General features: G+C 58.2%; 15 protein-coding genes. 4 read left to right on the top strand and 11 right to left on the bottom strand.

The window, feature by feature from the left end; all coding sequences use genetic code 11:
• Positions 1-83: 83 nt before the first annotated feature.
• Genes tatC through I5192_RS05905 form a run of 3 tightly spaced genes read right to left on the bottom strand, consistent with a single transcriptional unit; the run spans position 84 to position 1639 of the window.
• On the bottom strand, positions 84-962 hold the full coding sequence (gene tatC / locus I5192_RS05915) for a twin-arginine translocase subunit TatC (protein ID WP_170396809.1): 879 nt from the start codon (positions 960-962) through the stop codon (positions 84-86).
• Complete coding sequence (gene tatB / locus I5192_RS05910) at positions 959-1417, bottom strand: Sec-independent protein translocase protein TatB (RefSeq protein ID WP_170396807.1); 459 nt, start codon at positions 1415-1417, stop codon at positions 959-961. The genes tatC and tatB overlap by 4 nt, the downstream gene beginning before the upstream one ends.
• 6 nt (positions 1418-1423) lie before the next feature.
• Positions 1424-1639: a twin-arginine translocase TatA/TatE family subunit gene (locus I5192_RS05905; protein WP_010440381.1), complete on the bottom strand. Its 216-nt coding sequence runs from the start codon at positions 1637-1639 to the stop codon at positions 1424-1426.
• Positions 1640-1857: 218 nt separating this feature from the next.
• Between I5192_RS05905 and I5192_RS05900 the strand changes: the two genes are divergently transcribed.
• Entirely contained in the window at positions 1858-2163 is a 306-nt protein-coding gene (locus tag I5192_RS05900; protein ID WP_170406158.1) for a hypothetical protein, read from the top strand.
• Between the two features lie 21 nt (positions 2164-2184).
• Positions 2185-2856, top strand: a complete 672-nt coding sequence (locus I5192_RS05895) for a YafY family protein (protein WP_223117959.1) — start codon at positions 2185-2187, stop codon at positions 2854-2856.
• 63 nt (positions 2857-2919) lie between these two features.
• On the opposite strand, the gene I5192_RS05890 is transcribed toward I5192_RS05895, so the two are convergent.
• The 8 genes from I5192_RS05890 to I5192_RS05855 all read right to left on the bottom strand — a co-directional run bounded on the left by I5192_RS05890 (position 2920) and on the right by I5192_RS05855 (position 10328).
• Positions 2920-4083 carry a peptidoglycan DD-metalloendopeptidase family protein gene (locus I5192_RS05890; protein ID WP_170406164.1) on the bottom strand — a complete coding sequence of 388 codons (1164 nt, stop codon included), beginning with the start codon at positions 4081-4083 and terminating at the stop codon, positions 2920-2922.
• Positions 4084-4141: 58 nt separating this feature from the next.
• The gene (locus tag I5192_RS05885; protein ID WP_170509978.1) at positions 4142-4792 is read right to left on the bottom strand and encodes a protein-L-isoaspartate(D-aspartate) O-methyltransferase; all 651 of its coding nucleotides are present in this window, start codon (positions 4790-4792) and stop codon (positions 4142-4144) included.
• Positions 4789-5571 (bottom strand): 5'/3'-nucleotidase SurE, encoded by a 783-nt coding sequence (gene surE, locus I5192_RS05880; protein WP_170406170.1) that lies wholly within the window; start codon positions 5569-5571, stop codon positions 4789-4791. Before surE ends, I5192_RS05885 begins: the two co-directional genes overlap by 4 nt.
• 118 nt (positions 5572-5689) lie before the next feature.
• Complete coding sequence (locus tag I5192_RS05875) at positions 5690-6775, bottom strand: ABC transporter ATP-binding protein (protein WP_170396795.1); 1086 nt, start codon at positions 6773-6775, stop codon at positions 5690-5692.
• A gap of 80 nt (positions 6776-6855) precedes the next feature.
• On the bottom strand, positions 6856-7902 hold the full coding sequence (locus I5192_RS05870; protein ID WP_223117958.1) for a methyltransferase domain-containing protein: 1047 nt from the start codon (positions 7900-7902) through the stop codon (positions 6856-6858).
• A 96-nt stretch (positions 7903-7998) separates the two neighbouring features.
• A complete protein-coding gene (locus I5192_RS05865; RefSeq protein ID WP_223117957.1) occupies positions 7999-9111 on the bottom strand; it encodes a hypothetical protein in 1113 nt (370 codons plus the stop codon).
• Between the two features lie 2 nt (positions 9112-9113).
• The gene (locus tag I5192_RS05860) at positions 9114-9893 is read right to left on the bottom strand and encodes an SDR family oxidoreductase (RefSeq protein WP_170421993.1); all 780 of its coding nucleotides are present in this window, start codon (positions 9891-9893) and stop codon (positions 9114-9116) included.
• Between the two features lie 72 nt (positions 9894-9965).
• Positions 9966-10328, bottom strand: a complete 363-nt coding sequence (locus tag I5192_RS05855; RefSeq protein WP_170396787.1) for a SnoaL-like domain-containing protein — start codon at positions 10326-10328, stop codon at positions 9966-9968.
• 109 nt (positions 10329-10437) lie between these two features.
• Here I5192_RS05855 and I5192_RS05850 point away from each other — a divergent pair, with 109 nt between their 5' ends.
• Both I5192_RS05850 and I5192_RS05845 read left to right on the top strand, forming a co-directional pair.
• A complete protein-coding gene (locus tag I5192_RS05850) occupies positions 10438-12042 on the top strand; it encodes a peptide chain release factor 3 (RefSeq protein ID WP_170509564.1) in 1605 nt (534 codons plus the stop codon).
• Positions 12043-12083: 41 nt separating this feature from the next.
• Positions 12084-12989, top strand: a complete 906-nt coding sequence (locus tag I5192_RS05845; RefSeq protein WP_170662732.1) for a glycosyltransferase family 2 protein — start codon at positions 12084-12086, stop codon at positions 12987-12989.
• Positions 12990-13100 lie beyond the last annotated feature (111 nt).

Below are 13100 nucleotides of genomic sequence, written 5' to 3'. Positions count from 1 at the left end.
CCATGTTCCGATCAACACAACAAGAGTAGCAATTGAAAAAGGCGCGCCTACCTTGGGCGCGCCTTTAAAGCTATTGGAACAGGTTACTTGTTCTCTTCGTAATCCTGCATCACGTCTGCGTCGGCTTCGGCCTCTTCATCGTCGTAGTATCCATCGGCGCGCAACTGTTCTTCGCGCTTCTTCTCGACACGGGCGACCAGGAATATTGAAATTTCATAGAGCCCGTAAACTACGACAAAGAGGATGATCTGGGTGATCACGTCCGGCGGTGTGACAATCGCAGCCAACACCAGAATGCCTACCACCGCATATTTACGCACTGCCCCCAGACCTTCGGCACTGACAAGTCCGGCCTTACCCATCAGTGTCAGCAATACGGGCAATTGAAAGCACAGGCCAAAGGCCACGATGAACTTGATGGTCAGGTTGAGATATTCCTGCGCCGAACCCTGAAACACCACGCTCAAAGGTGCGGTTGCGCCTTCTGCTACAGCTTCCCCTTCCGCTCCAAATTGCTGGAAACCGAGGAAGAAGTCATAGGCCAATGGCGTGACCACATAAAAAGCGAAGCTTGCGCCCAGCAGGAACATGAAGGGAGAGGCCAGCATGAACGGCAGAAACGCGTTCTTTTCCGATTTATACAGGCCCGGCGCCACGAACCTCCACATCTGCATCCCGATATAGGGAAAGGCCAGAATGAACCCGCCCAGCAGCGAAACCTTGATGGCGACAAAGAACCCTTCCTGCGGCGAGATGAAGATCAGCCCGCAATCCTGTCCACGCTCGGTCAGCACCTCACATAGCGGTTGCGTGAGGAAGTTGAACAGTGGCGTGGCCACGGTGAAACAGATGATCATACCGATCAGAAACGCCACAACGCAGTGGATCAGCCGCGTACGTAGCTCGGCCAGGTGCTCGATCAGGGGTGCCGAGCTGTCCTCGATCTCGTCGGTCTTGGTCATGTTTTGCTTTCGGTTTTCAGCGCTGCTTCGGCCTCTTCCGCCTTGGCCAGCGCATCCGCGGCTTCCTTGGCCTTGCGTTCAGCGGCAGCGCGCGCCGTTGTGGCTTGGATCTTCTTGGCTTGCTCTGCTCGCTCGGTGGCCAGCTTGCCGGTCTCGCTGTCAGGGTCGAACTTGGTTGGGTCGATGGATTTGGCCACGTCGCGCGCGGCTTCGTTGATCCCGTCCATCGCTGTACTAACCGGGTTGGTCGCCGCGTTCAGGCCCTTCTTGATCTCATTGACGCCTGCTTCGTCCGCAGCCTCGTTCATAGCAGTGCTGAATTCGCGCGCCATGCCGCGCGCCTTTCCGACGAACCGTCCGACATTGCGGAACAGCACAGGCAGGTCCTTTGGCCCCACCACGATCAACGCGACGATGCCGATGACCAGAAGCTCGGTCCAGCCCAGATCAAACATCTAGGCTCAGACCTTGTCTTTGTCAGTCTCAGGCGTGACGTCTTTGGCCAGCTCAGACGCGTCTTGTTCCAGCTCTTCCGAACCTTCCTTGATGCCTTTTTTGAACGAGGTAATGCCTTTACCCACTTCACCCATCAGCGAACTGATCTTGCCGCGTCCAAACAGGACGAGAACCACAACAGCAATCAGCAGGATACCCGGAAGGCCAATATTGTTGAGCATGACTTGTCTCCTTCTACGTCGGCGCAGCGCGCCGTGAATATGTCTGGCCCCGTGTCTACGCCCGTACGGGCATCAGCAAAAGTGCGACAGATCAAATCCGCGCGCAAAATTGAACGGATCATGCGTTTTTTGCGGACTCGCATTTCTCAACTGACAGGTTTATGTCAGTTGATATCACCTAGAAGGACGATATCGAAACCTGGTCTACGGAGAACCACATGACCCATGTCGCAGAAATCGTCACCTTTACCCTTGCCGACGGCACAAAGCCCGAACAGTTCGTCAGGCTAAGCCAAGCCTCCGAAGCCTTCGTCCGTGCGGCTCCCGGCTTTACCCACCGCCAGCTAAGCCATGGCGAAGATGGCCGCTGGACCGACTATGTCGTCTGGACCGATATGAAATCCGCAAAGGATGCCGCTGCTGCATTCATGCAACAGGATTTTGCACCCGCTCTGATGGCGGCAATCAACCCCGACAGCGCCCAGATGCGTCACGAGACCGTGCTATGGAACATGACCGCCTAAGGGCGGCTCAGACGGCGTGTCATGCGCCGCACTGACCGCCTGTTCGACATCATACAGATCCTGCGCGATGGTAACTTGCACCGCGCGCAGGACATCGCGGACCGACTTGAGGTGTCGGTCCGTACGATCTATCGCGATATGGACACGTTGGTGGCCTCGGGCGTTCCTGTAGAAGGCGAACGCGGCGTAGGTTACATGGTGCGTGAACAGATCACGCTGCCCCCGCTAAACCTGACACCCGCCGAGCTTGAGGCTCTGAACCTCGGCATGGCGATCGTTGCCGAGGCCGCCGATCCCGATCTTAAATCCGCCGCGGACTCTCTGGCCGAGAAAATCGACGCCGTCTTGCCCACGCAGGTCATTGCCGAGGCCGACAGCTGGAAATTCGCGGTCTATCCCTTCGCTGATGTCGTACGCGGAATGGCACATATGGCCCCGATCCGCGCCGCGATCAAATCGCGCCAGAAATTGCAGCTCAGCTACCGTCGCATTGACGGCGCGCTGACCGAACGCACCATCCGACCGCTGCATATGGAATACTGGGGCCGTGTCTGGACACTGACCGCCTGGTGCGAGCTGCGCGACGACTTCCGCGTCTTCCGCATCGACCTGATAGAAAACGTCACGCCTCTACCGGAACTCTTTACCGACGAACCGGGTAAAAGGCTCAGCGACTACGATCCCAATGCGTGATCCGTCCTTCAACTGGCCCCAAATACCTCCGCCGGAGGCATGGCCCGGAACGGGCCATTTCGGTCACTTCAGGTAAGGCTCGGGATCAACCGACTCGAACCCTTTGCGCACTTCGAAGTGCACATATGCATTGTCGCCTCCGCGCAGCGAGGCGATCTTTTGTCCCCGTCGCACCCGATCACCTTTCTTGATGGTGATATTGTCGACATTGGCATAAACAGTCAGCAAGTCATTGTTGTGTTTCACAACGATGATCGGAACCTGATCCGCATCCGCGGTGATCGCGGCGACCGTGCCTGCCTCGGCCGCACTGACCGACGCGCCTGGCGCTGCGGCGATATCTATCCCCTCATTCTTACCCTTCTTGTAGGTCCGAATGATGGTGCCGCTCACCGGGCTTGCCAACGCCGAGCTTCCCGAATTGGTCGGGGCCTCGGCTGTGATATCCGGCGCAGGCGTTGCCGCGGCAACTTTCTCATCCGGCAATGGCTGCGTCGCGCTCGGCGGCGTAGGAGTTGGTGAGCCTTCCCCCGGTTGGGTTACCGCAGTTGCCGTGGCGGCCGGCGCTGCTGCCCGAGGTGCCGGTTGATTCTTGACCGGGATCAACAGGTACTGGTCTTCGCGCACCATAAAGTCTGGTCCCAAACCGTTCCATTCTGCCAGAGACTCCACAGGCACCTGATAGAGCCGCGAAATTGTATAGGCTGTCTCACCCCGCTTGACCTTGTGCCGGATCGGCTCAGGCCCCGTAGCAACCGGTGCCGGAGCCGCAGCAGGTTGCGCGGGCTCCAATGTCGATGTCTGTACAGATCCTGTGTCCGGTGCCTCGTCAATCGCGGTTCCGGCAATGGTCGCAATATCAACATTGCTCGTCCCACCGACCGAGCGCGGCAAGGCCAAAACTTCACCGTCTCGCAGGCTGTCATTTGGCTGCAATCCGTTAAACCGGGCCAATTCGGCCACCGGCATGCCGATCCGGGTGGCGACATCGCCAACTGTGTCCCCACGGCGGGCTACCGCGACCTGATAGTTCGGATAAGTGATCACGCCACGCGCATCCGGCGTCGGGCGGTTGGCGGTCGCTGCGAGGGCGGCATCTGCAGTGGAGAACCCGCCGACATTGCCGCGCAGGTCATAGTCATATGGCCCTTCACACCCGGCCAGAATTGCCAGCGCGGCAACACCTGTCGCATAGCGGCGCATTGCTGATTTGGAAACTGCTCTCATTTTACTGTCCTCAACACCTGCCCCTGTTCTCCGGGGTTCTGGCGCCTCTAATATACCTTTACGCTCCGTCTTTTCCCAGCCCCTCAAGCAAGGGCACAAAACGGACCGGCAACAATTCGTCATAGTCCAGACCGGTTTCAGTGCGCGTGACCCGGATTAGGGTCTGCACCGCGTCCGACTGGCCCACGGGTAACACCATGATACCGCCGATTTTCAACTGCGCCAAGAGCGGCCCCGGAGGATCTTCGGCGGCCGCGGTCACAATGATACGGTCGAACGGGGCCTGCTCGGACAGTCCAAATGATCCATCCGACAGCATCGCGGTCACATTCGTCAACCCCAGCTCACGGAACAGTTCTCCCGTTTCGCGCACCAGCCTCTTGTGCCGCTCAACCGTGTAGACCCGGCGCGCCAGCTTGGACAGGATCGCCGCCTGATAGCCCGAGCCGGTGCCGACCTCTAGAACCGTATCACGCGGACGCACCTGCAGCGCCTGCGTCATCAGCCCCACAACCGAAGGCTGGCTGATGGTCTGTCCACAGGCAATAGGCAGTGGAGTGTCCTCATAGGCCCGGTCCGCGAACAGGCCTTTGACAAACTGCCCCCGGTCAACCTGCTCCATCGCCGCCAGCACACGTGCATCCGTTACCCCGCGCGAGCGCAGGGCAAACAGGAACTGCATTATGGTTTCTGCGCTTGGCCCAGTCATTCGATGACCTTTAGCGCCTCGAGCGTGTCATATGCTGTCAGATCAGCGCGCATCGGAGTGACCGAGATATACCCTTCCAGATTGACCGCCGCATCCGTGCCCGGAGCAGTCGGGTTATGTTGATACCCGCCCTTAATCCAAAGGAACCGGCGACCCGAGGGCGAGCTGTGCGGCTCGACAGAGAAATGTGTATCGCGCCGGTACCCCTGCGGGGCCACGCGCGTACCCAGCACCTCATCTGCGGGAACCGGAGGGAAATTCACATTATAGAACAGACGATAGTCGCCCTGCTGCTCGGGTGTCGCATCAAGAATGCGGCGCACCAGATCGGCCCCAAATTTGGCAGCCGCCTCAAACGGATCGTCCAGCCCCAGATTGCGCGGCCCGAAATACTGAGACAAGGCAATCGCGGGCACACCTTGCAACGCCGCCTCCATCGCGCCGCCGATTGTACCCGAATACAGCGTGTTTTCAGCCGAGTTGTTGCCCCGGTTCACCCCTGACAACACCAGATCGGGCGGCGCGTCCTTCATAACGTCGTGCAAACCGGCCAACACGCAATCCGCCGGAGACCCTTCGGCGGCATAGCGACGCTCGCCCAGTTTGGCGACCATCATCGGGTGGGTATAGCTGATGCAATGGCCCACGCCCGACTGTTCAAATGCAGGCGCGACGACCCAGACCTCGCCATCGGGACCGGCCAGTTCAGCCGCGATCGCTTCAAGCACAATCAGTCCCGGCGCATTGATGCCGTCATCATTGGTCAGAAGAATTCGCATGCCCGGTCCACCCCTCGTTTTGCCCTTGATAGACCCGCCTCAGCGCTGCGACAAGCAATGCACATGCGCAATCTGAGGCTTTCACGCACCACTTGGATGAAAATGCAGGATTTGAGCGTCAGGCCGGGAATACAAAACACCGGTCGCGGCGAATGGTCAGCCACATGACACGGCCCTCTTTGGGCACAAAGACGTTCGGGACCGTCGCCTTCAGGATCGAGCCATCATAGTCCATGCGAAACTCGACAAGGCTTTCATTTCCCAAAAACCGAGCACGCTCAACCACGCCTCGGGCGGCAATGCCGTCTGTCGGCGTCGGCGCAGGCCCTTTGCCATTGCGGTCGAAGTCCAGCTTGACGTGCTGGGGTCGAAACACGATTTCAACATCGGTCGCGTCCGGCACACCGGGCGCAAGAAAACGGCCAAACGGAGTATGCGCCAACGCACCATTAACTTGAGCCTTCAACACATTGATATCACTAAAAAACGAAACTGCTGCCTTGTCTGCAGGCCGGGTATAGACATTGTATGGCGCCCCCTGCTGCACAATCTTGCCGCGCCGCATCAGCGCGATTTCATCAGCCATTCGCATCGCCTCGTCCGGCTCATGCGTGACCAATAGAACAGCAGCGTCCTCTTCTTTGAGGACTGCGAGCGTTTCGTCCCGAATGCCGTCGCGCAGACGGTTATCGAGGCCCGAGAACGGCTCATCCATCAGCATGATCCGCGGGCGTGGGGCCAACGCACGCGCCAGAGCAACCCGCTGCTGCTCACCCCCAGATAACTGATGCGGAAATCCATCGATGAACCGCATCAGATCGACCTTGGTCAGCAGTTCCTCGACCCGCGCGCGTTTCTGCTCTTTGCTGCCTTTCAGGCCGAACGCGACGTTATCCGCTACGCTGAGATGTGGAAACAGCGCAAAATCCTGAAACATCAGCCCAATCTCGCGCCGTTCGGGCGGTACGCGGAATACCGTGTCACAGATCAGCTTGCCATCTACATAAATCTCGCCCGAGGTCTGCATTTCGACCCCCGCGATCATCCGCAATGTGGTCGACTTTCCGCAGCCCGAAGGCCCCAGCAGGCATGTCACCTGCCCCGCGTGTACGGTCAACGATACATCATCCACGACCGTCCGCCCGCCAAAGCGCGCAATCAGATTGCGGATTTCCAATCGAGGAGGAGTTGTCGTCACTGTCACCGATGGACCCCATTGCCTTTCCCGAACAAATCCATCGGGCTTAGGCGGGGATAACAACCCCGCCCATCAGGCGCAAGGGATCAGCAGCACCCGGTCGAGGCAGCTTCGCCCTGTATAACAAACGGGCTATCCCCGCCGCAGCCTTCGAAAATCCCGTAATGGGTCGAGAAATCGCCGATGAACTCAAAATGCCGTGCAAAACGGGTATCTTGCAGCATCATCCACGTGTTGCCACAGACCGGGAACACTTTGCCGGCCTCCATGGCGTGGTGATCATCCAGTACAAATTCATGCGGCGCATGCGGCACTGTGCCCTTGTAGATCACAGCCTGGCCGTAATCCTCGCACGCAGGCTCCAACTCCGGCAGCTTGAAAAGACGGTAGGTGGCCGAGATAAAGCTCAGCGGTGCGACCCGTTCTTCAAGAATTGGGTTTTCGATCGTCAAAGGACGATGCGTCACCCGGCGGGGATCGCCAAATCCGGCAACACGCGACATCGACAGAAAATCGTTCCAATAGAGCGCACCCGACAGGCATTCGCCATACAGGATCTCATCCTCGGCCATCGCCTTGGGCACCCGGCGGTCGGCATAGACGTCCGAGAAATACATCTCGCCACCCTCTTTCAGCAGCCGATGAGCACCGCGCAGCACAGCAGCCTTGTCGGTCGCCAGATTGATCACGCAGTTTGAGACGATGATATCGAACGATCCCGGTTCGAGGTCCAGCTCATCCAGCTTTTCGATATAGCCGTGGTGAAACTCGACATTGCTGGCCGAATGTCCGAATGCCTGCGCGTGATGGTCCTGATGCGCTCGTGCCACGTCGAGCTGCTCAGGCGTCATGTCAACGCCGACAACACGGCCCTTTTCGCCGACCATCGCGGATAGAGCATACACATCGCGCCCCGCACCACAGCCCAGATCCAGGATACGCATTCCCTCCAGATCCAACGGAGCAATCAGCCCGCATCCATAGTAACGTGTCAGCACTTCATCATGAATTTGCGACAGAATTTTCTTGAAATGATCCGGCATATCATCCGGAGTACAGCAGGCATTTGTTTGCAAATCCGCGCTGCCTTGCAACACCTCACCGTAGTAGTTCTGCACAGCCTCGTGCTTCATCGGGGCAATCCTTTTGTCACTGGTCTTTTGCAGCTAGTGCAGCAATCCACACCACGCAATCCACCAGCGCCCGATCTGACGAAACCGTGACAGGGCTCAGGCGAGCAGGTCGAAATCCACGCCTGCGTGCACGCGGCCGTTCACTTGAATCTCCAACCGATGCGGCCCAGGAACCAACTTGAACGTTGTTGCATTGCCCTTCAGCTTGTGCCGCTTTCTAAGTGTCAACTGACCACCAGTAAGCGCGGCCTGTTTCAACTTGTGAACCTTGGGTGAGATCTTTCCGCCAGGTCGTTGGAAATGAACGATATAGTCGACCAAGACTGGCTGATCTTCTGCGCCGCTCAGGCGGGTTTCAAACTCCAGCGCTTCACCAATCCGGGCCGGACCGTTTACCTGAATCTCAACCGCAATATCTGCATCGGGATCGTATCCAAGCACCTTCATCGCCTTGGGATGCCCAGATTTCACAAGGCCTCGTAATGCATGAGATGTCATCCAGTTCAGTTCATCCTTGTCCTGCCGCCCTGCCTTGCCCCAATCCCGCAGACGTTCCAGCACCAGATCGGGGTCTTTCCTGGTGATATCATTCAGATGATTGGCGACCGAGCGCGTCACATAGCGCGTCCGATCCCCGTGCAACCGGTCCAATAACGGCAATGGGTCTGACATTGCCAAGCCAACGGCCTGCCCCCACGGTAAACGAGGCCGCGTGCCCTCGCTGACCAGACGACGCACGTGATAGCTGGGATGGGTGCACCAGCCCTGCATCCGCGCCATGACCAGTTCGGAGTGGTGATTGAGGAACGGGCGGATCGCCCATTCCATCGAAAATCGCTGGGTCAGCTCTTCGAATACATCCAGCGCCAAAGCGGGATGATCCAGGCCGATTGCACAAACCCAATCACCCAAGGGCGCAAAGATAAAGTCTCCGAAGTCATCATCACTTTTGGCGGGGTCCAGCGGAGGCGGCAGCGCCCGCAGAATGACCGGTGCCACTGCCGGCAAATCGCCGGGCACCGATTCTTGCAGACACTCTGCAATCCACGCCATACGCTCTTTCAGTTCAAGCTCGGGCAAACGCGACATCACTTTCGCCGCGAATGCTTCTTCCTTGAAATCGGAATCAGCCTTGGCGAACAAGCCCGCAAGAAAGCTTACCTTTTCCGCGTTGAACAACTGATCTTTCAGAGAAAAGTTCTGTGCCATACCTACATCGTCAGATTGGTGCCACCACCGTCCAGCAAAATGTTCTGCCCGACTATGAACCCGGCGTGTTGCGAGCATAGAAACGCGCAGGTCGCCCCAAACTCTTCCCTCGTGCCATAGCGTCTCGCTGGGATGGTTGCAGCGCGTTCAGCCCGTGCCTCGGCCATCGAAATACCTTTCTGCTCTGACACCCCGCCATCCAGCGCGTTCGCGCGGTCGGTGGCGTGGATACCTGGCAGCAGATTATTAATCGTCACGCCATGTGGCGCCACCTGGCGCGATGTGCCCGCAACATAGCCGGTTAATCCAGTTCGCGCCGCATTTGACAGGCCCAGCACCGCAATCGGCGCGCGTACCGACTGCGAGGTGATATTCACCACGCGACCCCAGCCCTTATCCATCATGCCCGGCAGCAGAGCCTTCATGAAAGCTATGGGTGTCAGCATATTGGCATCCAGCGCTTTGATGAAATCATCACGCTCCCAGTCTGACCACATGCCGGGCGGAGGGCCACCCGCGTTTGTGACAAGGATATCAGCACCCTGCGCGGCACTTATCACCTCGGCCTGACCCTCTGGTGTGGTAACATCACAAGCCAATGTCTGCACGGCAATGCCATATGATGATCGCAAACGCGTGGCTTCGGCCTCCAACGTTTCGGCTCCGCGCGCGTTCATCACAAGATCGACGCCGGCTTCGGCCAACGCCTCGGCACAGCCCAATCCCAAGCCTTTGCTGCTGGCACAAACCAGCGCGCGTTTTCCGCGAATTCCCAAGTCCATTCTGACCCTCCCTATCTTCGGCACACATCTAACATCGGCCCGGCAAAGAAGGCCAGAATGGGATCTTGCGGATTAATAAAAGAACTCTTCACGCACGATCTTGCCATCGGCGACGTGATAAACACCGACCTCACGCATATCAAAGCTTTCACCGGTTTCTTTCACCTTGCCCTGCACTTCAAAGATCACGGCAAAGCGGTCGTCACCATGCGGGTACGGGCCACTGACGGACGCGCCCGATACTTCATGAGCGCCTTCCCACCATTCGTGCTTGCCACGAATAGCTTCCAATCCGTGCGTCTCGCGCCCCATGCCCGCAAAATCCTGTCCCTCAACAGAAACAGCATCCGAGGCATAAAGCTTCTCGAGGTTCTCCTTGGCCCGGTTCTCGCGGCATCCAGCAACCAGTTCGTCTGCGATTTCTTTCAAATTCATTGGTCCACTCCATATTTTGTTCACTATATGTTCTTATTGCCACAGCCACATGATTCGAACCACCCCCTTTGTCTTGCCTCAGTTGGATTCCCCGCCTATACGCGCGCTTATGCTTGATACTTCGAACCAACCCACCCTGCCGCCCGAGATCGCTCGTCGCCGGACATTCGCTATCATCTCGCACCCGGATGCGGGCAAGACGACGCTGACGGAAAAGTTTCTGCTGTACGGCGGCGCGATCCAGATGGCTGGACAGGTACGCGCCAAGGGTGAGGCACGGCGGACGCGGTCGGACTTTATGCAGATGGAGAAAGATCGCGGTATCTCGGTCTCAGCCTCGGCCATGTCGTTCGACTATGGGAACTTCCGGTTCAATCTTGTGGACACACCCGGCCACTCGGATTTCTCCGAAGACACCTATCGCACCCTGACAGCCGTAGACGCCGCCGTCATGGTCATTGACGGTGCGAAAGGTGTGGAAAGCCAGACGCAGAAACTGTTCGAGGTCTGCCGCCTGCGCGATCTGCCGATCCTGACCTTCTGTAACAAGATGGACCGCGAAAGCCGGGATACGTTCGAGATCATCGACGAAATTCAGGAAATGCTGGCGATCGACGTCACGCCAGCCGCGTGGCCTATCGGTGTGGGTCGCGATTTCATCGGCTGCTACGACATGCTGCGCGACCGGCTTGAGCTGATGGACCGCGCCGACCGCAACAAGGTGGCCGAAAGCATCCAAATCAATGGTCTGGATGACCCTAAGCTGGCCGAGCATGTGCCCGTTGAATTGCTCGACAAGCTGCTGGAAGAGGTTGAGATGGCGCGCGAATTGCTGCCCAAGCTCGACCCTCAGGCGGTGCTCGAGGGGCACATGACGCCGATCTGGTTTGGTTCGGCCATCAACTCGTTTGGCGTCAAGGAACTGATGGAGGGTATCGGCGCCTATGGTCCGCAGCCGCAGGTTCAGTCGGCTGAGCCCCGTCAGATCGCGCCCGATGAAAAGAAGGTCGCCGGTTTCGTGTTCAAGGTGCAGGCCAATATGGATCCCAAACACCGCGACCGGGTGGCGTTTGTCCGCATGGCCTCGGGCCATTTCAAACGCGGCATGAAGCTAACGCATGTGCGATCGAAGAAACCGATGGCAATATCGAACCCCGTGCTGTTCCTCGCCTCTGATCGTGAACTGGCCGAGGAGGCCTGGGCCGGTGATATCATCGGCATTCCCAACCACGGTCAGTTGCGCATCGGCGACACGCTGACCGAAGGTGAGGCGATCCGGGTAACCGGCATCCCCTCCTTCGCACCGGAATTGCTGCAAACGGTGCGCGCGGGTGACCCATTGAAGGCCAAGCATCTGGAAAAGGCCCTGATGCAGTTCGCCGAGGAAGGTGCCGCGAAGGTATTCAAACCTTCGATTGGGTCGGGCTTCATCGTCGGCGTCGTCGGTGCGCTGCAATTCGAGGTGCTCGCCAGCCGGATTGAGATGGAATACGGCCTGCCTGTGCGGTTTGAGGCGTCTCAGTTCACCTCGGCCCGTTGGGTCAGTGGCAACAAGGTTGAGATCGACAAATTCGTCAACGCCAACAAGCAGCATATTGCCCATGATCACGATGGAGATATCGTCTATCTAACGCGGCTGCAGTGGGACATCGACCGGGTCGTCCGCGATTATCCCGAGCTGAGCCTGACCGCGACGAAGGAAATGATGACCTGACGGACTCTGCGGGCAATCCAGAAGTGACCACATGGGGGATTGTGTCCACGATCCGCGCCCCGCGTGAGGATATTTTGCGCTTTGCCGCCCACCACCTCGATATCGGCGCGGACCGGATTCACATCTTTCTAGACGAGCCGGTCCAGGGGGACATCTCAGCCCTGCGCGAGCATCCCCGGATCCGGGTGCGTACCTGCGATGCGGCGTTCTGGAAGCGTCGCAGGCGTGAGAGGCCGGACAAACATCAGGTTCGACAATCCTCGAACGCGAATTTGATCTACAACAGGACTGATCTGGACTGGGTCGCACATATCGATGTCGATGAGTTCCTGTGGCCGATGTCCCCGATCCCAGACCTGCTGCGCGACATTCCCGATGACATCCCCGCCGTCCGCGTCCGCCCGATTGAGGCGCTGGCGGGTGGCCAGGACCTCTACAAAGCGTTCATTCCCGAAGGTCAGAATCGACAAGCGCTGGTCGAAGCGCTCTATCCCAATTTCGGCACTTACGTTCTGGCCGGTTTCATGAGCCACATTCAGGGCAAACTGTTCGTACGCGGCGGTTTGAAAAAACTGAGCGACCGTATCCACAACCTCTATCAGCACGGTGAGTTTCTGCCAGTCAGAACCGAGCTTCCTCAGATCGATCTGTGTCATCGCCACGCCCCGGATTGGGAGCATTGGCTGGCGCATTATCGTTTCCGCCTCGAACGCGGCTCGTACCAGGCCAGCCCGGATCGGCCGCGAAAGATCGGTGCGCTAGACAGGTACGAATTGATCACCCTTCTGGAAACCGAATACGGGCTCGATGGCCTGCGGGAATTTTACGATGAAATCAGCGCTGCTGACCCGGAAGTGCTGGAACGGCTTGAGGATAACGAATTGATCCGTCACCGGCCGCTTGATCTGGACCAAAAAGTCGCGAAACACTTTCCCGGAACCATCTGAATTGTTGCGGAAATCCTTGTTACCGGCAGATTTGCCACGGATTAAACCGACTTCATTTGACCCTGCCCCACGTTTTTGTTATGCCCGCGCCACAGCCGAAACGCGCATGGG

The organism is Ruegeria sp. SCSIO 43209, assembly GCF_019904295.1.
Lineage (GTDB): Bacteria > Pseudomonadota > Alphaproteobacteria > Rhodobacterales > Rhodobacteraceae > Ruegeria.
This window is presented reverse-complemented; position numbering and strand designations above follow the sequence as displayed.